25 protein-coding genes and 1 tRNA gene are annotated in these 20136 nt (G+C 33.2%); 20 read left to right on the forward strand and 6 right to left on the reverse strand.

All coding sequences use genetic code 11. From position 1 onward, the window contains the following. Positions 1-39 precede the first annotated feature (39 nt). From HYN86_RS00620 to HYN86_RS00635, 4 genes are all read right to left on the reverse strand, one after another. The gene (locus HYN86_RS00620) at positions 40-918 is read right to left on the reverse strand and encodes a cation diffusion facilitator family transporter (protein ID WP_113676324.1); all 879 of its coding nucleotides are present in this window, start codon (positions 916-918) and stop codon (positions 40-42) included. Positions 919-1003: 85 nt separating this feature from the next. Then, the gene (gene murA / locus HYN86_RS00625) at positions 1004-2317 is read right to left on the reverse strand and encodes a UDP-N-acetylglucosamine 1-carboxyvinyltransferase (RefSeq protein ID WP_057117740.1); all 1314 of its coding nucleotides are present in this window, start codon (positions 2315-2317) and stop codon (positions 1004-1006) included. Between the two features lie 93 nt (positions 2318-2410). Next, complete coding sequence (locus tag HYN86_RS00630; RefSeq protein ID WP_057117739.1) at positions 2411-3130, reverse strand: DUF4290 domain-containing protein; 720 nt, start codon at positions 3128-3130, stop codon at positions 2411-2413. 3 nt (positions 3131-3133) lie between these two features. Further along, a complete protein-coding gene (locus HYN86_RS00635; protein WP_026727611.1) occupies positions 3134-3430 on the reverse strand; it encodes a DUF493 family protein in 297 nt (98 codons plus the stop codon). Positions 3431-3701: 271 nt separating this feature from the next. Between HYN86_RS00635 and HYN86_RS00640 the strand changes: the two genes are divergently transcribed. The 7 genes from HYN86_RS00640 to HYN86_RS00670 all read left to right on the forward strand — a co-directional run bounded on the left by HYN86_RS00640 (position 3702) and on the right by HYN86_RS00670 (position 10290). Continuing rightward, on the forward strand, positions 3702-4616 hold the full coding sequence (locus HYN86_RS00640) for an alpha/beta hydrolase family protein (RefSeq protein ID WP_113676325.1): 915 nt from the start codon (positions 3702-3704) through the stop codon (positions 4614-4616). 12 nt (positions 4617-4628) lie between these two features. Continuing rightward, positions 4629-5414: a hypothetical protein gene (locus tag HYN86_RS00645; protein ID WP_113676326.1), complete on the forward strand. Its 786-nt coding sequence runs from the start codon at positions 4629-4631 to the stop codon at positions 5412-5414. A gap of 293 nt (positions 5415-5707) precedes the next feature. Continuing rightward, a complete protein-coding gene (locus HYN86_RS00650; RefSeq protein ID WP_057117736.1) occupies positions 5708-6241 on the forward strand; it encodes an AAA family ATPase in 534 nt (177 codons plus the stop codon). Positions 6242-6305: 64 nt separating this feature from the next. Beyond that, positions 6306-8201, forward strand: coding sequence for a RecQ family ATP-dependent DNA helicase (locus HYN86_RS00655; RefSeq protein WP_113676327.1), 1896 nt, complete (start codon positions 6306-6308; stop codon positions 8199-8201). Beyond that, positions 8201-9148 carry a methionyl-tRNA formyltransferase gene (fmt, locus tag HYN86_RS00660; RefSeq protein ID WP_113676328.1) on the forward strand — a complete coding sequence of 316 codons (948 nt, stop codon included), beginning with the start codon at positions 8201-8203 and terminating at the stop codon, positions 9146-9148. The genes HYN86_RS00655 and fmt overlap by 1 nt, the downstream gene beginning before the upstream one ends. Positions 9149-9328: 180 nt before the next feature. Next, positions 9329-9601: an HU family DNA-binding protein gene (locus HYN86_RS00665; RefSeq protein ID WP_008464760.1), complete on the forward strand. Its 273-nt coding sequence runs from the start codon at positions 9329-9331 to the stop codon at positions 9599-9601. Positions 9602-9729: 128 nt separating this feature from the next. After that, a complete protein-coding gene (locus HYN86_RS00670; protein ID WP_113679812.1) occupies positions 9730-10290 on the forward strand; it encodes a YqgE/AlgH family protein in 561 nt (186 codons plus the stop codon). On the opposite strand, the gene HYN86_RS00675 is transcribed toward HYN86_RS00670, so the two are convergent. Next, positions 10287-11126, reverse strand: a complete 840-nt coding sequence (locus tag HYN86_RS00675; RefSeq protein WP_113676329.1) for an aminotransferase class IV — start codon at positions 11124-11126, stop codon at positions 10287-10289. The two genes, HYN86_RS00670 and HYN86_RS00675, sit on opposite strands and share 4 nt — an antisense overlap. Positions 11127-11180: 54 nt before the next feature. Beyond that, on the reverse strand, positions 11181-11573 hold the full coding sequence (locus HYN86_RS00680; protein WP_057117732.1) for an START-like domain-containing protein: 393 nt from the start codon (positions 11571-11573) through the stop codon (positions 11181-11183). A gap of 150 nt (positions 11574-11723) precedes the next feature. On the opposite strand from HYN86_RS00680, the gene HYN86_RS00685 reads away from it, so the two are divergent. The 13 genes from HYN86_RS00685 (at position 11724) to HYN86_RS00745 (ending at position 20132) form a co-directional block, all read left to right on the forward strand. Next, positions 11724-11797 (forward strand) — tRNA-Met (locus HYN86_RS00685). 60 nt (positions 11798-11857) lie between these two features. Continuing rightward, entirely contained in the window at positions 11858-12112 is a 255-nt protein-coding gene (locus HYN86_RS00690; RefSeq protein WP_113676330.1) for a GIY-YIG nuclease family protein, read from the forward strand. A gap of 110 nt (positions 12113-12222) precedes the next feature. Then, complete coding sequence (locus HYN86_RS00695) at positions 12223-12477, forward strand: GIY-YIG nuclease family protein (protein WP_113676331.1); 255 nt, start codon at positions 12223-12225, stop codon at positions 12475-12477. A gap of 111 nt (positions 12478-12588) precedes the next feature. Beyond that, entirely contained in the window at positions 12589-12843 is a 255-nt protein-coding gene (locus tag HYN86_RS00700; RefSeq protein WP_113676330.1) for a GIY-YIG nuclease family protein, read from the forward strand. Positions 12844-12953: 110 nt separating this feature from the next. Next, positions 12954-13208 (forward strand): GIY-YIG nuclease family protein, encoded by a 255-nt coding sequence (locus HYN86_RS00705; protein WP_113676332.1) that lies wholly within the window; start codon positions 12954-12956, stop codon positions 13206-13208. Between the two features lie 110 nt (positions 13209-13318). Further along, the gene (locus HYN86_RS00710) at positions 13319-13573 is read left to right on the forward strand and encodes a GIY-YIG nuclease family protein (protein ID WP_113676333.1); all 255 of its coding nucleotides are present in this window, start codon (positions 13319-13321) and stop codon (positions 13571-13573) included. A 188-nt stretch (positions 13574-13761) separates the two neighbouring features. After that, positions 13762-14016 (forward strand): hypothetical protein, encoded by a 255-nt coding sequence (locus HYN86_RS00715; RefSeq protein WP_113676334.1) that lies wholly within the window; start codon positions 13762-13764, stop codon positions 14014-14016. 75 nt (positions 14017-14091) lie between these two features. Continuing rightward, a complete protein-coding gene (locus HYN86_RS00720; protein WP_113676335.1) occupies positions 14092-14658 on the forward strand; it encodes a Crp/Fnr family transcriptional regulator in 567 nt (188 codons plus the stop codon). An 80-nt stretch (positions 14659-14738) separates the two neighbouring features. Next, entirely contained in the window at positions 14739-15518 is a 780-nt protein-coding gene (locus tag HYN86_RS00725) for an SDR family oxidoreductase (protein WP_113676336.1), read from the forward strand. Between the two features lie 261 nt (positions 15519-15779). Continuing rightward, positions 15780-16304 carry an RNA polymerase sigma factor gene (locus HYN86_RS00730; protein WP_113676337.1) on the forward strand — a complete coding sequence of 175 codons (525 nt, stop codon included), beginning with the start codon at positions 15780-15782 and terminating at the stop codon, positions 16302-16304. Between the two features lie 46 nt (positions 16305-16350). Continuing rightward, positions 16351-16560 carry a hypothetical protein gene (locus tag HYN86_RS00735; protein ID WP_057117728.1) on the forward strand — a complete coding sequence of 70 codons (210 nt, stop codon included), beginning with the start codon at positions 16351-16353 and terminating at the stop codon, positions 16558-16560. A 10-nt stretch (positions 16561-16570) separates the two neighbouring features. Further along, a complete protein-coding gene (locus tag HYN86_RS00740) occupies positions 16571-17410 on the forward strand; it encodes a FecR family protein (RefSeq protein ID WP_113676338.1) in 840 nt (279 codons plus the stop codon). Between the two features lie 100 nt (positions 17411-17510). Next, positions 17511-20132 (forward strand): TonB-dependent receptor, encoded by a 2622-nt coding sequence (locus HYN86_RS00745; RefSeq protein ID WP_113676339.1) that lies wholly within the window; start codon positions 17511-17513, stop codon positions 20130-20132. Positions 20133-20136: the final 4 nt, after the last annotated feature.

The following is a 20136-nucleotide window of genomic DNA, read 5'->3' on the forward strand; positions in this document are numbered from 1 at the left end:
AAACCTTTGAACCTTTGCGCCTATGCACCTTTGAACCTTTTAACAATGATAATCATCTGGCTCAATATGAATTAGAACATTTCCTAGCTGTGGAATTTGTTCTTTTAATGTATCTTGTAATTGGTGTGATAAATCGTGTCCCTCTTTTACTGAAATTGCAGCTGAAACTATTGCGTGCAAATCTACGTGATAGCGCATTCCTGCTTTGCGAATGAAACATTTTTCTGTTCCCAAGATTCCAGGAACTGTCAAAGATACTACGCGAATCTCTTCTACTAAATCATCATTTAGGTTTTCATCCATGATTTCGCCAAGCGCAGGTCTGAAAATTTTATAACTGTTATACAGAATAAAAAAAGCCGCAAAAAGCGCAGCCCAGTCATCTGCAGATTCGTAGCCTTTTCCCATAATTAAGGCGATCGAAATTCCGATAAACGCTGCAACAGAAGTTATGGCGTCACTTCTATGATGCCACGCATCAGCAGCTAATGCCGAACTATTTGTTTGTTTACTGCGTTTCATTACCAAACGAAAAGAATATTCTTTCCAGATAATAATAGCACCTAGAACATATAATGTCCAAGATTTAGGCAAATTGTGCGAAGTTCCAATATTGGCAATACTTTCATACCCAATAATGGTTGCTGAAGTAATTAAAAATCCAACAACCAAAAATGTAATTAGAGGTTCTGCACGACCGTGGCCGTATGGATGATTTTCATCTGCCGGTTTATTAGAATATTTGATTCCAAATAAAACCAGACAAGACGAAAATATATCCGTCGTAGATTCGATCGCATCTGCAATCAGGGCATATGAATTGCCAAAAAAACCTGCGAGACCTTTTATTAGGGCCAGGCAGGTATTTCCAGCTATACTAAATAGAGTAGCTTTTATAGCTTTTTGTTCGTTTGTCATTTAGACTATTTTTTTCGCTGCGAATTCACGAATATTTGATGATCTTTTGAAGATTAAGTTCGTGAATTTGCGGCTAACTTTCTTTTTAAGCTCTCACGATTTTTGCACCGATTGCTCTTAAACGCTCGTCGATACGCTCGTATCCACGATCAATTTGTTCGATATTTTGAATTGTACTTGTTCCTTTTGCAGAAAGCGCCGCAATCAATAATGAAATTCCCGCACGAATATCTGGTGATGACATTGTGGTTGCTTTCAATTGAGATTCAAAATTATGTCCCATAACCACTGCTCTATGCGGGTCACATAACATGATCTTTGCTCCCATATCGATTAATTTATCCACAAAGAACAAACGGCTTTCGAACATTTTTTGGTGAATTAAAACATCTCCTTTTGCCTGAGTTGCCACAACCAAAACGATACTTAATAAGTCAGGCGTAAATCCTGGCCAAGGTGCATCTGCAATTGTTAAAATAGAACCGTCGATATCTGTTTTTACTTCATAGCCATCTTTGTGAGCTGGAATGTAAATATCATCGTTACGTTTTTCAATTGTAATTCCCAATTTTCTAAATGTATTCGGAATCAAACCTAAATTTTCCCAGCTTACATTTTTGATCGTGATTTCGCTTTTTGTCATAGCCGCAAGACCAATCCAAGAACCAATTTCGATCATATCTGGAAGAATGGTGTGCTCGCATCCGCCAAGGCTTTCAACACCTTCAATAGTCAATAAGTTAGAACCAACTCCAGTAATTTTAGCTCCCATAGAGTTTAGCATTTTGCATAACTGCTGTAAGTACGGTTCGCAGGCAGCATTGTAAACTGTAGTTTGTCCTTTTGCTAAAACAGCAGCCATTACAATGTTTGCCGTTCCGGTTACAGAAGCCTCGTCTAAAAGCATATCTGTTCCCTGAAGTCCTCCTTCTGGAGTTTCTACTCCGTAAAAATGATCTTCTCTGTTATATCTGAATTTTGCTCCAAGGTTAATAAAACCTTCAAAGTGTGTATCTAGTCTACGACGGCCAATTTTATCTCCTCCTGGTTTTGGAATATATCCTTTTCCGAAACGAGCCAAAAGAGGTCCAACAATCATAATAGAACCACGAAGCGCTCCTCCTTCTTTTTTGAAAGCTTCGGTTTCTAAATATCCAACATTAACTTCATCGGCTTGAAAAGTGATAGAACCTGGTTCGTTACGTTGAATTTTAACCCCTAAATTCCCCAATAAAGTGATTAATTTATTGATGTCAATAATATCGGGAATATTATTAATTTTTACTTTATCCCCCGTTAGAAGCACGGCACATAAAATTTGTAATGCCTCGTTTTTTGCTCCTTGCGGAGTGATTTCTCCTTTTAAAGGAGTTCCTCCTTCGATTTTAAAAATTCCCATAGATCTTGATTAGGTTCTAGGTTCTGAGATTCTGAGGTTCTAAGCTAAAAAAAAATCTTAGCATCTTAGCTCCTTAGCATCTTAGCCCCTCTTTTATTTCTGATTATTGTTTTTTTGAAATGTTTTTTTTTGGCCTCCTTTATTGTTTTTGTTGTTTTGAATTTTTGGCTGTCCAACAGAAGCTGTTTTATTAGACATGCGTTTATTGGTACGCATTAAATCTGTTGTATTCAACAACTCTTCTGTGCTGTGAAGCAAGTTTATTTTTCCACCAGACAATTCATATAAATGCTCAAAAATTACATCATCTTTCACTGTGTCTTTGTTCCAGCTTAAGAAAGATTTTTTCATGTGGTTGGCAATTACCATCACCAATGCATTTTTCATTTCTCCATCTTCCCATTTATTGGCAACATCGATCATGTATTTGATATTGTTACCATAAAATCTGTATTTTGGAAAGTTCTGCGGATATTGCAGCACATCTGGTTTTAGTTCCAAAACTTCTCTTGACGGAATTGGATATGGCGATTCTACATTCAGTTTAAAATCAGACATTATAAAAAGCTGATCCCAAAGTTTATGTTGAAAATCTGGCACATCGCGCAAATGCGGATTCAAACTTCCCATAACCTGAATGATATATTTCGCCGCTTTATTGCGTGTTTCATCATCTTCTATTGCGGTAGCCTGATCGATCAATTTTTGTAAATGACGACCATATTCCGGAATAATCAAACGCTGTCTTTCAGAATTATATTCTAAGTTAAAAACAACGTCATTTGCGACTTCTTTTTTATATTTTTCGACCATAAGTTATAATGAAACTATACCTTCTATTGTAGAAACTTCTTTGTATTTACTAATCACATCATCTGAACTGTTCATAGTAACATCTACAGAAACGCTGGTAAATTTACCCGTTTTAGATTTTGTTGTTTTAATAACCGCTCCCATTCTATCAAAAGCTTTTTCAACTCGCTCCACATTATCCGCAACAGATGGCACAATAAATTTATACAAATATTCTGCTGGCCAAGTGTTTGCGTTATCTAGCTCTAATTTTAATCTTTCGTAAAATTCGGCGGTATTTTTTTCTTTATCGTTCTCCATTCGTAATTAAAAATAAACGCAAATATACGTTTTTGATTTCAGATATTAGATTTTAGATTTTAGATTTTTTCTATTGAAAGGATGACTGTTTTTTCGCCACCAAATTCACTAATTTACACTAATTATATTATTGCAAATCTCTTCATTAAATTGCACTAGTTCTTGATTACTCTTAAATTTAAATTTGCAAAAATTCGCAAAACTCTTGACAAAACTTTATATTTGAAATATTTCGCAGCTCTTCGACTTTGCAAAATTAAAATACCTTACAATGAAAAAAATTATCTTTTTACTTTTTACAATCTGTACTTTTTACAATAGCCAAGCGCAAGAAGTCAAAACGCTGACTTATTTCCAGAACGATACTTTAAAACTAGATTTAGATTTATATCTGCCGAAGAAAAAATCTACTGAAAAAATTCCTTTGATCCTATTCGCTTTTGGCGGTGGATTTTCTGGCGGAGAACGTACAAGCGAAAAAGAGTTCGGGAAATTTATGGCTCAAAATGGCTATGCCGTTGCCAGCATTTCGTACAGTTTATATATGAAAGGAAAAGATTTTGGATGTAAAGGAACTTTAACCGAAAAAATAAAAGCAATCCAAATTGGTGTGAGCGATATGTGGCAGGCTACAGCTTTCTTAATTGAGAATGCTGATAAATACAATCTGGATACTTCTAAAATATTTATTTCTGGAATCAGCGCGGGTGCAGAAATTGGTTTCCATGCTTCGTTCTGGGATTATAAATTAATGAATTTGTACAAAAGCAACCTGCCTGAAAATTTTAAATACAAAGGTTTTATTGGAGGCTCAGGAGCAATTCAGGACATCAATTTGATTACAAAAGAAAAAGCAATTCCGATGTTATTGGCGCACGGAAGTAATGACGATACGGTTCCGTATAATGCTGGTTCGCATCGCTCGTGCCCGACAAATGCTTCGGGCTGGCTGATTCTTTTTGGTTCTTATGCCGTTTACAATCATATGCAGGATTTACATAAAGATATTGAACTGATTACTTTCTGCGGTGGCGGACATGAATTCTCTGGTTATCTTTTCCACGAAGGACAGCAGTATGTTTTAGATTTTGTGAATGATGTTTTGAAAGGAAAAAAGTTTGAATCGCATTTGATTGTGCCTTCAAAAAAAGGAAAAGGTTCTGGTGGTTATTTGTTTTGTGAGTAATAACAAAAATTTATGAGCTTAAAAATTATATTGGCGTCGTTTATTTTAGCATTAAATTTTGGATGTAAAAACAATGTAGGCAATCCCAAAAAAGACGCTAGCAAAATTGAACAAATCTCTGCTGTAAACAAATTTGATCATATTAAAAAGTCTAGTTTTAAATTCCAATTCTTCTCTGACAGTTCTTATGTTTTTACTATAGAAGAAAAAGACCTAAATCATCAAAAATTTGAAAAATTTGATGACTTATGTTATGCAAAAAATGACACCATTTATTTCAGCCATACACGTTTTAGATATAATGGAAGTAAAAAAGCAGTTATAAAAAACAATTTTATTGAATTTATTGATGGTGATTTCCCTCTAAAAATTGAAATCAAAAAAAATCTCTTTCAAACAAAAAGCAATTTAAACCTCAAAAAGTACAGTGATTACTCTTTTTTTAGTTTTGAACAAAAATTTCATGAAAGATACTTCGAAAAATCAAAAAGACTAAAACCTTCAGATTTAAATGAAAAGGAATTAATTGAATTGGATGAAATTTTAAAAAAATGCTTTTTAGAAAACAGTGCAAAACTTAAAAAAATAGATCAATATCTAAAACAATGCATTGTTGTTTTAAACGAAAAACAAGAAAAGGAAATTCGAATCAACTGTTATTGTAAAGATTATAATTTGAATAAAACATTCCAATATGATTTAATAGATATGAGTGACGGTGGAAATTGCAATATTAGTTTAAAAATCAACTTAACAAAACACAATTATTCAGATTTAAACATCTCAGGACGAGGATAAAGCAGTTTTATGCCTCCTTTCTAAAAAATGCTCCAGCGGAGCAAAATATGTATAGCAAATTCAATTTTCACACCAATCAAAGCTCCAGCGGAGCGACATCCAAACTATTTAAATTATGTCACTCCGCTGGAGCTTTATATATCGTGTATATTTTTTCTATAGATATATCGTCCCTATAGGGACTTTAAAAATAAGAACTTTTATTTATCAAAATATCAAATCTTTCGTTTCGGATAAATATTCTTTTTAATTACGAATAAGTTTAGGTAAATTTGCGCTTTATTTTTAGAATAGTGCAAAAAGAAATCATAGTCTTACTTGGCGGTCCTGGTACTGGAAAATCAACACTTATTAACGAATTGGTAGCTCGTGGCTTTTGCTGCTATCCTGAAATCTCTAGACAGGTAACCATGAAAGCGCAGCAGGAAGGTATCGAACAACTGTTTTTAGAACAACCGCTTTTGTTTAGCGAAATGCTTCTGGAAGGCCGTATCGAACAATACCAAAATGCTCTTGAAGAACCTGATAATGTAGTTTTTATAGACAGAGGAATTCCCGATGTTGTAGCCTACATGGATTATATTGGAGATGAATATCCAGAGCGTTTTACAAAGGCTTGTGAGGATTATAAATATTCTAAAACTTTTATTCTGCCACCTTGGGAAGAAATTTACCAAAGCGATACAGAGCGTTACGAAAATTTTGAACAAGCGGTTAAAATTCAGGAACATCTTATTGAAACCTATAAAAAATATGGTTACGAATTGATTGAAGTTCCAAAAGATACGGTTGAAAACAGAATTCTTTATATCTTAGATAAAATTTAGCGACGCGTTTTTAGCTGTAAAACTAGAACCTGTTTTCTGAATTTTTAACTTTAAAACTAAAGCAATGCTCGGAGCACAGGATATTCTTCTAAAATACTGGAAACACGACAGTTTTAGACCGTTGCAAAAAGAAATTATCGATTCGGTTCTTGAAGGACAGGATACTTTTGCTGTGCTTCCGACCGGGGGCGGAAAATCAATTTGTTTTCAGGTGCCCGCGATGATGCAGGAAGGAATCTGCTTGGTAATTTCTCCTCTTATTGCCTTGATGAAAGATCAGGTAATGAATTTGCAGAAGCGGGAAATTAAAGCAATTGCTCTTACAGGAGGTATTCATACTGAAGAAATCATCGACCTTTTGGACAACTGCCAGTTTGGTAATTATAAATTCCTTTATCTTTCGCCAGAGCGTTTACAATCGGATTGGATTTTGGAGCGAATCAAAAATCTTCCTATAAATTTAATCGCTATTGACGAGGCACATTGTGTTTCGCAATGGGGACATGATTTTAGGCCGGCATATCTTAAAATTTCGGAATTGAAGAAATTCTTTCCTAAAATTCCTTTTTTAGCTTTAACGGCGACAGCAACTCCGAGAGTTATTGAAGATATTAGAACGCAGTTAGAATTAAAAAATCCGAGACATTTTCAACAATCTTTTGAGCGAAAAAATATTGCTTACATGGTTTTTGAAGTTGAAGATAAATTATACCGTACGGAACAAATTCTGAAAAAAAATCCGCAGCCTTCTATAATATATGTCCGAAACCGCAAGTCTTGTTTGAATATTTCTTCGCAATTGCAATCTTTAGGTTTTACGGCGACGTATTATCACGGCGGACTTTCGTCTAAAGAAAAAGACAAAAACATGCAGTTGTGGATGTCGGAGCAAGCGCAGGTTATCGTGGCTACGAATGCTTTTGGAATGGGAATTGACAAAGACAATGTTAAAACCGTTATACATACCCAGCTTCCAGAAAATTTAGAAAATTATTACCAAGAATCTGGAAGAGCAGGAAGAAATGGCGAAAAAGCTTTTTCGGTTTTACTCTACAATAATTCTGATGCAACACAAACGGAACAGCAGTTTTTAAGTATTCTTCCCGACAAGAAGTTTCTGAAAACAATGTATGTCAAACTTTGCAACTATTTTCAAATTGCTTACGGAGAAGGTTTAGATGATTCTTTTTCGTTTAAACTGAATCATTTTTGCAACAAGTACGACTTCCCTACCCTTAAAACATACAATGCTTTACAATTTTTGAATCAGCAGGGAATTATTACGATGTCGCAGGAATTCTCTGAAAAAATCAATATTCAGTTTTTGATTGAATCCAAAGAAGTAATTCGATACATGAGTTTGAATCCGAATGATGAAGAGATTATACTGGCGATTTTGAGAACTTATCCAGGAGTTTATGAGGTAAAATCAAACCTGAATCTGGGATTAATTGCTAAAAAATCGAATCGCTCTGAAGAGCAGGTTACAGCACTGTTAGAAAAATTAAAGGAAAAAGAAATTATAGAATATAAATCTAAAAACAACGACGCTACTATATTATTTAATGAAGTCCGCGAAGACGATCATACTATAAATAGAGTTTCGAAATATTTAGAAAAGCAAAATCAAGTTAAAAAAGAACAGCTTCTGTCCGTTTTGCATTATATAAAAGACAATAAAACCTGTAAAAACAGATTGGTTTTGGATTATTTTGGTGAAGAAACGAATGAAAACTGCGGTATTTGCTCGTACTGCATTACCCAAAAAGGAAAAATAACAGAAGCCGATTCGATTGCTGACAAGATTCTATCTTTACTCAAAACTGCTTCTTTGACTTCGAGAGAAATTGAAAACCAAATAAAGATGGACACCAAAGATATTATTTCGGTTCTTCAGGAATTACTCGAAAACAATCATATTATCATACAAGCGAATAATAAATACACTTTAAAATTATAATGGAGAAATTGAGAATTATATTTATGGGAACTCCAGAATTTGCTGTAGGCATTTTGGATACCATTATTAAAAACAACTATGACGTTGTCGGCGTAATTACTGCTGCAGATAAACCAGCAGGACGCGGACAAAAAATAAAATATTCGGCTGTAAAAGAATACGCTCTTGCCAACAATTTGAACTTATTACAGCCAACTAATTTAAAAGACGAAAATTTCTTAGCAGAATTAAAAGCTTTGAATGCCAATTTACAAATTGTAGTTGCGTTTAGAATGCTGCCAAAAGTAGTTTGGGAAATGCCAAGCTTAGGAACATTTAATCTTCACGCTTCTTTACTTCCAAATTACCGCGGTGCTGCTCCTATCAATTGGGCGATTATTAATGGAGAAACTAAAACTGGTGTTACAACTTTCTTTATCGATGACAAAATCGATACCGGTGCCATGATTTTAAATTCTGAAATCGCAATTGATCCAGAAGAAAATGCCGGACAATTACACGACAGATTGATGCATTTAGGAAGTTCTACCGTAATTGATACTTTGAAAGTTATTGAAAACGGAAATGTAACTACTACTATTCAAGAAGATAACGCAGAAATCAAAACTGCTTATAAATTGAATAAAGAAAACTGCAAAATAGACTGGACAAAATCTGGAGCAGAAATCAATAATTTAATTCGAGGGCTGAGTCCGTATCCTGCCTCTTGGTGTTTTTTGCAAGACCAAAATGAAGAGCTGAACATTAAAATTTATGAAGCAAAATTGATTTCAGAACCGCATCCTTACGAGGCTGGAAAATTAATTAGTACTAAAAAAGAAATCAAGATTGCAATAAAAGATGGCTTTATTCAGTTATTAAGTCTACAATTTCCAGGAAAAAAGAGAATGCTAGCTTCAGAAATATTAAATGGAGTCAGCTTTTCAGATGTTGCAAAAGTGTATTAAGGTCAGTAAAACAGGGGTTTGCACTTGTTTTTGATCGATAAACAACACTCTTTATGAACAAAAAAAGCAAGTTATCAACAATTTTTGCTAAAATTAAAGAAAACACTTGCACGCAACGGATTTCCTACTAAATTTGTGTATTAACAATTTTTTTTAACCAACAATTAATAACTAATTATTATGAACAAATCAGAATTAATCGATGCTATCGCTGCTGATGCAGGAATCACAAAAGCTGCGGCGAAATTAGCTTTAGAGTCTTTTTTAGGTAATGTAGGAACTACTTTGAAAAAAGGTGGAAGAGTTTCATTAGTAGGTTTCGGATCATGGTCAGTATCTTCAAGAGCTGCTAGAGACGGTAGAAACCCTCAAACAGGAAAAACTATCAAGATCGCAGCTAAAAATGTTGTAAAATTCAAAGCTGGTGCTGAATTAGAAGGTGCAGTGAACTAAGTAAGAAAGTTCTCTAAACTTATAATATAATTAAAACCTTCCTCGTGGAAGGTTTTTTTATGCGGTTTAACGATTTTTTTTGTGATTTTAATTTTTTTATGATTAAATTTAATAAAAATTGTAACCGTATGATTTCAGAAAAATTAAAAAAAGGACACCTGCTTATTGCCGAGCCTTCAATAATTGGAGATTTATCATTTAACAGATCGGTAATTTTATTAGCAGACCATAACAAAGAAGGATCAATAGGTTTTATCATTAATAAACCATTAAAATACACTATTAATGATTTAATTCCTGAGATTGAAGCCAACTTTAAGATATATAACGGAGGCCCTGTAGAACAAGACAACCTTTATTTCATCCATAATATTCCAGAATTAATCCCAAATAGTGTTGAGATTTCTAATGGAATTTACTGGGGAGGCGATTTTGAATCAACCAAAGACTTAATTAATGACGGATCTATTAGCAAAAATAATATTCGTTTTTTCTTAGGTTATACCGGCTGGGACGAAAATCAGCTTGAAAGTGAGATGCAGGGAAACTCTTGGATTATTGCTGATAATAATTATAAGAATAAAATTATCGGTAAATCTACTACCCACTTTTGGAAAGAGCAGATTATAGAACTTGGAGGCGACTACCTTATTTGGTCTAATGCACCAGAAAATCCATATCTGAATTAATTTTCAGAAATGGATTCATTTAATTTCTGCACTAATAAATGAGCCAGATTAGTTTTAAACTTCTTTTTTCGATATTTGGTTATCGGCTGTATTCCCATGATTACATTTGTCAGGAATATTTCATCCGCTTTTTGAAGATCAAACGGTGAAATTATTTCCTCCGAAATTTCTATGCCTTCTACTTTCTTGGCTAATGCCAAAATTTGTTTACGCATTATTCCATTTAAAGCACCTTCTGAAACTGGCGGCGTTATTAGTTTTTTTCCTGTTACCATAAAAATATTCCCTTGAAGTGCTTCTACCACATTTTTGCTGTCATTTAGTAAAAGGCAATTGGCAAGATCATTTTCGTGGGCATAAATACTTCCTGTAATGTGAATCATCTTATTAGTCGTTTTAAGAGACGATAATAATTGTTTCGTTACATAGAAATCTTTATATAAATCAACTTCGTATTCGTTTGTATTAACTGTGTAGGAAGTATTTTCAAGTGCTGCTGCTTTGATTAAAAATGAAATTTCATTGGTTTTTGGAAGATATAAACCTCCGTCATTTCTAAAAACAGTAATTCTAGCTCTAGCCGAAGAGGAAATACCCTGCTCTTTTACTAAATTAAGGATTTGCTCTTCGAAATATTCCATTGTAAAATTCATCGGAATCATCATTCTAACCACGCGCATAGAAGCCATTAATCTAAAGTAATGATCTTCAAGAAACAAGATTTTCCCATTGATTATTTTTACTGTTTCAAAAATGCCGTCACCGTATAGAAAAGCGCGGTTTTGAGTTAATATGTTACTATCTTCCTGCGCTATATTTCCGTTAAAATTAATCATAAAAAAACCCTGAATTTTGTTCAGGGCAAATATAAGGTATAAAATAGACTTTTACTAAACAGATCCTATAAGATGTTTTAGATCTGAGATTTGATTCTCCCACAATTGTTTAGCTTCGCCAATTTCTTCTTTATCAGCAAAATCAACTACCATAAGCGAAACATCTTTAGTCAATTCATCGACTAAAATATGAAGTTCGAAAAAGTATTCAGTATCCTTACTGCTCTCATCTACCCATTTAAACTTAACTTTTTCTCCTGTTTTTTTTGAAGCCAAGCGTGCTTTTTCCTGCGAATCATTCCAGATGAAAGTAAAAAATTCACCTCTTGAATTAACATTGTCAGCAAACCATTCTGATAAACCTGACGGAGTTGATATATATTGATACAATAATTGCGGCGAAGAATTGATCGGAAACTCGATTTCGTAACGTATTTTTGAATCCATGTGCTACTTTTAATTTTTTCGAAATATAAGAATATATGTCCAAAAACAATGCGTTTTTAAAAATATTTTTTTTTCTTCAAAATATTCTTGTACGCTTTAATATTATTTCTATCTTTGCACCCGCAATCAAGAATTCATGATAGCAGTCCAGGCGAGGTAGCTCAGTTGGTTAGAGCGCAGGATTCATAACCCTGAGGTCACGGGTTCAACTCCCGTCCTCGCTACAAGATAAAAAACACCACTTTTTCAAGTGGTGTTTTTTTTTTGCTTATAATATTTATTTTATGGAAGAATTTGTTGTCTATATTCTTTATTCTGAAAGATTTAATAAAAACTATACAGGATTTACTTCTAATCTAATCGAAAGATTTAAATCTCATAATGATCTTGGGACAAAAGGATACACTTTGAAATTTAGACCATGGAAAGTAATTCATGTAGAATTCTTTACATTTAAATCTGACGCAATGAAAAGAGAAAAATATCTAAAGACGGGAGCGGGAAGAGAATTCATCAAAGATCTTATTAGTAAACTTTAGCAGGATATATATCCGCCACGGCGGACACGGGTTCAACTCCCGTCCTCGCTACAAGATAAAAAACACCACTTATTCAAGTGGTGTTTTTTTTTGCTTATAATATTTATTTTATGGAAGAATTTGTTGTCTATATTCTTTATTCTGAAAGATTTAATAAAAACTATACAGGATTTACTTCTAACCTAATCGAAAGATTTAAGTCGCATAATAATCTTGGAACAAAAGGATACACTTTGAAATTTAGACCATGGAAAGTAATTCATGTAGAATTTTTCACATCCAAATCTAAAGCAATGGAAAGAGAAAAATATCTAAAAACGGGAGCGGGAAGAGAATTCATCAAAAATCTTATTAGCAAACTTTAGCAGGATTTATATCCGCCACGGCGGACACGGGTTCAACTCCCGTCCTCGCTACAAGATAAAAAACACCACTTTTTCAAGTGGTGTTTTTTTTTTGCTTATAATATTTATTTTATGGAAGAATTTGTTGTCTATATTCTTTATTCTGAAAGATTTAATAAAAACTATACAGGATTTACTTCTAATCTAATCGAAAGATTTAAATCTCATAATGATCTTGGGACAAAAGGATACACTTTGAAATTTAGACCATGGAAAGTAATTCATGTAGAATTCTTTACATTTAAATCTGACGCAATGAAAAGAGAAAAATATCTAAAGACGGGAGCGGGAAGAGAATTCATCAAAGATCTTATTAGTAAACTTTAGCAGGATATATATCCGCCACGGCGGACACGGGTTCAACTCCCGTCCTCGCTACAAGATAAAAAACACCACTTATTCAAGTGGTGTTTTTTTTTGCTTATAATATTTATTTTATGGAAGAATTTGTTGTCTATATTCTTTATTCTGAAAGATTTAATAAAAACTATACAGGATTTACTTCTAACCTAATCGAAAGATTTAAGTCGCATAATAATCTTGGGACAAAAGGATACACTTTGAAATTTAGACCATGGAAAGTAATTCATGTAGAATTCTTTACATTTAAATCTGACGCAATGAAAAGAGAAAAATATCTAAAGACGGGAGCGGGAAGAGAATTCATCAAAGATCTTATTAGTAAACTTTAGCAGGATATATATCCGCCACGGCGGACACGGGTTCAACTCCCGTCCTCGCTACAAGATAAAAAACACCACTTATTCAAGTGGTGTTTTTTTTTGCTTATAATATTTATTTTATGGAAGAATTTGTTGTCTATATTCTTTATTCTGAAAGATTTAATAAAAACTATACAGGATTTACTTCTAACCTAATCGAAAGATTTAAGTCGCATAATGATCTTGGGACAAAAGGATACACTTTGAAATTTAGACCATGGAAAGTAATTCATGTAGAATTCTTTACATCCAAATCTGACGCAATGAAAAGAGAAAAATATCTAAAGACGGGAGCGGGAAGAGAATTCATCAAAAATCTTATTAGCAAACTTTAGCAGGATTTATATCCGCCACGGCGGACACGGGTTCAACTCCCGTCCTCGCTACAAGATAAAAAACACCACTTATTCAAGTGGTGTTTTTTTTTGTTATAATACTTTGCAATAGAAGAAAATTTGTAGTTTACATTTGGTACAAGCGCAATTAAAAATACTATTTTTGCAACGAAGTAATAAAACAGAAAATGGATATAGTTAAATTTAAAATCACATCAAAAACGATTAAAGTAGAAGTACGCAATTCGAATAATTATGTTTTTAATTTTAATACTGCCTTAGACATTGCAAAAGAAGACAAAGATGTTTTATTAAAACTCTACAATGCATTAGATCTTCTTTTTAAGAAAGAAAATCACGCCGAAGTAAAAAATTACATTTCGCCAAACCAAACCAATATTTTGGATCAAATCTCTGCGGTTGAAGATTCGGATAAAGAATAATGACAGCAATAAATTATCTCTAAATATTTACCAAATGGTAAATTAATCGTAGGCAGATTTTACTAATTTGCAGTCATGAAAGAATTGATAAATTATATTTTACAGTTTGGAAGCCTGAATCAACAACAGCTAGCTTTCATTGAAAAAATGACTTCGGAAATTGAACTGCAAAAAGACGAGTATTTTTCTGAAGCAGGAAAAATTCCTAATCAAGTTGGTTTTGTTTTAGAAGGTGTCATTCGAGGTTGTTATTACAACAACAAAGGAGAAGAAATTACGCGTTGTTTTATAAATGAAAATAGTCTCGTTGTAGATTATATAAATTTTGAAACCAATACAATTTCTTCAGAGTATCTTCAAGCCCTTACTCCATGCAGACTCATTGTATTTTCAAAACAAGACTGGGAAGAACTTTCACATACTATTACGAGCTGGGACAATATTAAAAACAAAATGGTCCAAAAATGTCTTTTTCAAAAATCAAGAAAAAATCCGGTAATTTCGCAAGACGCAACTACCAGATATCTTGAGTTTATGAAAAATTATCCTTCACTTGTCAATCGTGTTCCATTAGTTTACATAGCTTCTTATTTGGGCGTTACACAACAGTCTCTTAGCAGAATAAGAAAAAATATTCGATAGTTTACTTTTTACCAAATGGTAAATTGATTTATTTACATTGACTTTAATTTTGTTCCATCATGAATTATTAAAAAATTATAATGGATACACAAAGCACAAACTTTTCTAAAGATAAAATAGAAAATAGAATAGTATTAATTACTGGAGCCAATAAAGGTATTGGTTTTGAAACAGCGAAACAACTAGTCAAAAAAGGACTTTTTGTTTATTTAGGCTGCCGCGATATTGAAAGAGGAAAAGCTGCAGAAAAGTTACTAAATGAAAATGGTTACCAAAATGTTAAAGCAATAGAACTAGATGTTACTAAAGCGGATACTATAACAGCGGCAAAAAACACTATCTCTCAAGAACATGGAAAATTAGATATTTTGATAAATAATGCTGGTATAAGCGGTATTGTGCCTCAAAAGGCATTAGAAACAAACATTTCTAATTATCAAGAAGTTTATGAGGTCAATCTTCATGGTGTAATTAGAACTACACAGACTTTTATCGATTTATTGCAAAAATCTTCAGAACCTAGAATTGTTAACGTAAGTACAAGTCTTGCATCATTAACACTTCAAAGCAATCCAAAATGGCCTGCTTATGATTATGGCAAATATGTGGTTTATGCTTCTTCAAAATCTGCTATGAATATGTATACTGTTCATCTCGCTTACGAACTCCAAAATACTGCCATCAAAATTAATGCAGTTTGTCCAGGCTACACCAAAACGGATTTCACCAATTACATTGGAGGCGAAGTCGAAGATGCTGGAAAACGTATTGTAAAATATGCCTTAATTGATAATGAGGGACCAACTGGCAAATTTTTCAGCGAGGAAAGTAATCCAGAAACTGAAGAAATTCCTTGGTAAAAACTATTAAAAAATTCCTGTTTTACTTTTACAAAAAGTCTTTAAAATTATTTTAAAGACTTTTTTCCAGTTTAAATACTATGTAAACAAAAAACATACATTTTACTGTAACATTTTCCAATAACAGCGTCAAAATATAAAATTAAATTACGGTTCTTTGTAACTTATTACATTCATGTTTTGAAATCAATCCTATTTTGAATGCAATAATAGTAAGACCAATGAGTTTTTATTAGTTAAACAAGTCGCGATATTTTCGTTATGGACAATAAAAAGTTTATTCTTAGTTTGAAAAAAGGGAATGAAGCCGCTTTTAAAGAGGTTTACTTCACTTACTACGATAAACTGATAAACATTGCCAAGCGTTTTAATCTGACAGTTCTTACGCCGGAGGACTTTGTTCAAGAAAGTTTTTTACGACTCTACAATAAAAGAGAATTACTTAACGAAGATGTTCTATTGGACAAGCAATTGTACACTATCTGCAAAAACATTATTCTCAATCACATTAATAGAGAAAATAAAATAGTGCAGCTGGACCCTTTTCAAGCTGATATCTTGGAAGAGCAAGATTCCGATTCTGGAATTTTTGAAGAAAGACAAGAAAAACTACAAAACTTCATCAATCAGCTTCCGGAGCAGCAGCAAAAAATATTTACTTTACACAAACTGGAAAACCTTAGCTATAAGGAGATTGCAGCAATTACGGATCTTTCTGAAAAGACCATTGCCAATCATATTTATCTCGCCAGTAAATTTATTCGAAAAAAAATCGAAAACCATTAGGAACTTTTCTGTTCTCGTTTGTTATATATAAAAACAAGAACAAAAAATGCACATTGAAGCGTATAAAACAAATGTTAGAACTAAAAAAGATGCCAGCTTAATTGTGGTGCTTTTGCAGTTCATTATTTCCGATTGTATTATATATTTTGATTTCAAAAATCGCGAGAGAATTCTAAGAATCGAAACCAACAGAGACATTAAGGAAATGGTTTATGGTGTTTTTAATAAACAAGGATTTTATTGCCAGAAACTCTAACACCAAAAAAATGAACAAGGAAAATTTAGACGAAGAGTTTAAAAAGTTATGGAATGAAACTCCATCTTCTCATTCAGAAAGCACAAAAGAAGCTTCTTGGGAAGAATTCCAAGCAAAAGCTTTTCCTAAAAAACGAAAAATTAAACTTTGGCGCTATTATGCAGCGGCATCTGTTTTACTTTTTGTTCTTATCGGAACTGGAATTTATTTTAACAATAACTCTATAACAGAAAAAGCTGTTCTGGCAGGAAATGTAATTGAGAATACTACTCAGAAAATAAAATATGTAGTCCTGCCGGATAATTCAAAAGTGGAATTAAGTCCGAATTCTAAAATTTCTTATGGAGACAATTTTGCTTTAAACAGAAAAATTGAAATTGATGGTGAAGCTTATTTTAAAGTTAAAAAAGACAAACAGCATCCTTTTCAGGTTTTTTGTAACGAAACGACAACAACTGTTTTAGGAACTTCTTTTATAGTAAAAGAATCAAATCAAAAAGAAGTTACTGTTGAATTGTATGAGGGAAGTGTCCAAATGAACGTAAACGGTCAAGATCAAAAATGGATTCTAAAAGCTGGCGAGAAATTTATTTACGGAAATCAAACTGCGGCAGTTACCGCCTTCAGCCGATTTGTAGATTTTGACAACGCTAAATTAAGCGCTTTAGGAACTTATATCGAAGAAAATTACGGTTACAAAGTAAATATCCCTCAAGAATATTCTACTCAAAAAATCACCATTCGAATCAACAAAAAAGAAGATTTAAATACAATTGTACAATTAATAGCAGAAATGTATAACCTAAATTTTGAAATAAATGAAGATCTAAAACAGATTACTTTTCAATAATAAACAAAAAAGGATGTAAGCCGCGAAACTACACATCCTCCTCTTAATCAGGATAACACGAAGTTATTCCATTTAATAATATTCAAAAATACGAAATTTCATGAAGCATATAATTTCAGCATGCTTTTTTTTATTCAGCTTATGTATGTCCGCTCAAAGCGTTACGATAACTGTAGATCAAAATGTCACTTTAAAAGAATTCTTCAAGCAAATTGAAAATCAAACCGATTACAAATTTGCTTTTACAGATCAAATCGATACTGGGAAAAAATATTTTACTCAAAAAAATACTTTTAAGCAGACTACTATTGAAAAACTTATTTCAGAATTAAATAAAACTGCCTCTTTACAATTTTCTATAGCAGGCAATAATATTTTTGTGAAACAGAAAGCTCAAAGTCCTAAAACGACGACCAAAAAAAAAAGCAGGCTAAAAGGTCAGATTCTTGATGATGAAAAACAACCTGTTATTGGCGCCAACGTTTATATCACAGAATTACAGACTGGCACTGTAACAGATGTCAATGGAAAATACAGCATCGAAGTTCCGAATGGAACTTACACCGTTTCGATTAGTTATGTTGGTTTTCAGAATAAGGAAAGACAGATAAATATTAATGATGATACTACGCTAAATTTCAATATAGAATCGGACAGCCAGCAATTAGGTGAAGTAATTGTAATGAATAATAAAGCTGTTGATGTTAAAACCACTCAAATGAGTGTGAACAGACTTTCGATGCAGGAAATCAAAAAAATTCCTGTGGCAATGGGCGAACCAGATCCTTTAAAGTCGATCTTAACTTTGCCTGGAGTTACGAATGCCGGAGAAGCTTCTTCGGGTTTTAATGTACGCGGTGGTGCAGCCGATCAGAATTTGATACTTTTAGATGGAGCTCCTGTTTATGCTGATTCGCATATGTTTGGATTCTTCTCGATTTTTAATGCTGACATTGTTAATGGCTTAGATTTATATAAAGGCGGAATTCCATCGAAATTTGGAGGACGTGTTTCTTCTGTTTTAGATGTTACACAGCAAACGGGCGATTTTGAAAATTATAAAGTTAACGGAGGAATTGGAATTATTTCCAGCCGACTTTTGGTTCAAGGACCAATACAAAAAGAGAAAAGTTCGTTCATCCTTTCCGGACGTGCTTCGTATGCGCATTTGTTCATGAAACTGGCAGATAATAAAAACTCTGCCATGTTTTATGATTTGAATGCTAAATTCAATTACCGTTTTAACCCAAATAATACACTTTCTTTTTCTGGTTATTTAGGAAATGATTTATTCGACATCAATGAACGTTTTTCTAGTACTTACGGAAGTACAATGGGTATTTTAAGCTGGAAACATAAATTTTCTGATCGTTTAAACAGTAATCTTTCTGGTTTTTATAGTGACTATAAATTCAACTTAGGACTTTCTACAGAAAATTTCGAATGGGAAAGCAGCATCAGCAGTTACGGACTAAAATATGCTTGGAATTACCAAACATCAGAAAAATTTAAAATTAATTACGGAATTGATGGTTTGTACTATAACTTCAATCCGGGAGTTGTACAGCCAACAAGTTCAGATTCTCAGTTCAATTACAAACAGCTGGATAAAAAATATGCATTAGAAACTTCTGCTTATATCGATTTTGAAAATCAAATTACAGAAAAGCTGAATTTCCGTTACGGACTTCGTTACAGCTCATTTTATCGTTTAGGCGGCGAAGAAATCAGTACTTATGAAAATGGTCAGGCTGTAGTATTTAATCCGCTTTATAAAATTTATGAGGAAGGAACTCCAACGGGAACCATAAGTTACAAAAAAGGACAAGCCATAAGCACTTTTAATAATTTTGAACCAAGAGCTGCTTTGTCTTATGCTTTTAATGATGAAACTTCTGTAAAGGCAAGTTATAATAGAATGGCGCAGTACATTCATATTTTGTCCAATACACAGTCTCCCCTGCCTATGAGCATCTGGACTCCAAGCGGCCCTTTTACTAAACCTCAGCTTTTGGACCAGTATGCAATGGGTTATTTCCAAAATTTTAAAGACGGTGATTATTCTTTTGAAGGAGAATTATTCTATAAAAAAGTTCAAAACCGTATCGATTATATAGACGGAGCCGATGTTTTAGCCAACAATAATATCGAACAAGTAATCCTGAACGGTAAAGCCAGATCTTACGGACTGGAATTGTTATTTAGAAAAAACGCTGGTAATTTCACCGGATGGGTTTCTTATACTTTATCAAGAGCAGAACAAAAAACCGTTGGAAGAACGCCTGAAGAACCAGGAATCGCAAATGGTGATTGGTATTTATCTGGATATGACAAACTTCATAATTTAAGCATTGTAGGAAGTTACGAACTGAATCCGAAATGGTCTTTTAATGGTAATTTCACTTTACAGTCGGGTCAGCCGGTTACTTATGCCAATGGATATTATGAATTTGGCGGCATCAATGTTCCTAATTATTCTTTAAGAAACGAAAACAGATTACCTCTTTTCCACCACTTGGATGTTGCTGCAACTTACACTCCAAAACCAGACAAAAAGAAAGGATGGCAAAGCTATTGGGTATTCAGCCTTTACAATATTTACAACAGAAAAAATGCTGCTTCTATGAGTTTTACAACTAATGACGATACAGGAGCAAATGAAACCAGAAGACTTTCGATCTTCGGAATTGTACCTGGAATTTCTTATAATTTTAAATTTTAATGCG

Source organism: Flavobacterium fluviale (assembly GCF_003312915.1).
Classification (GTDB): Bacteria; Bacteroidota; Bacteroidia; order Flavobacteriales; family Flavobacteriaceae; genus Flavobacterium; species Flavobacterium fluviale.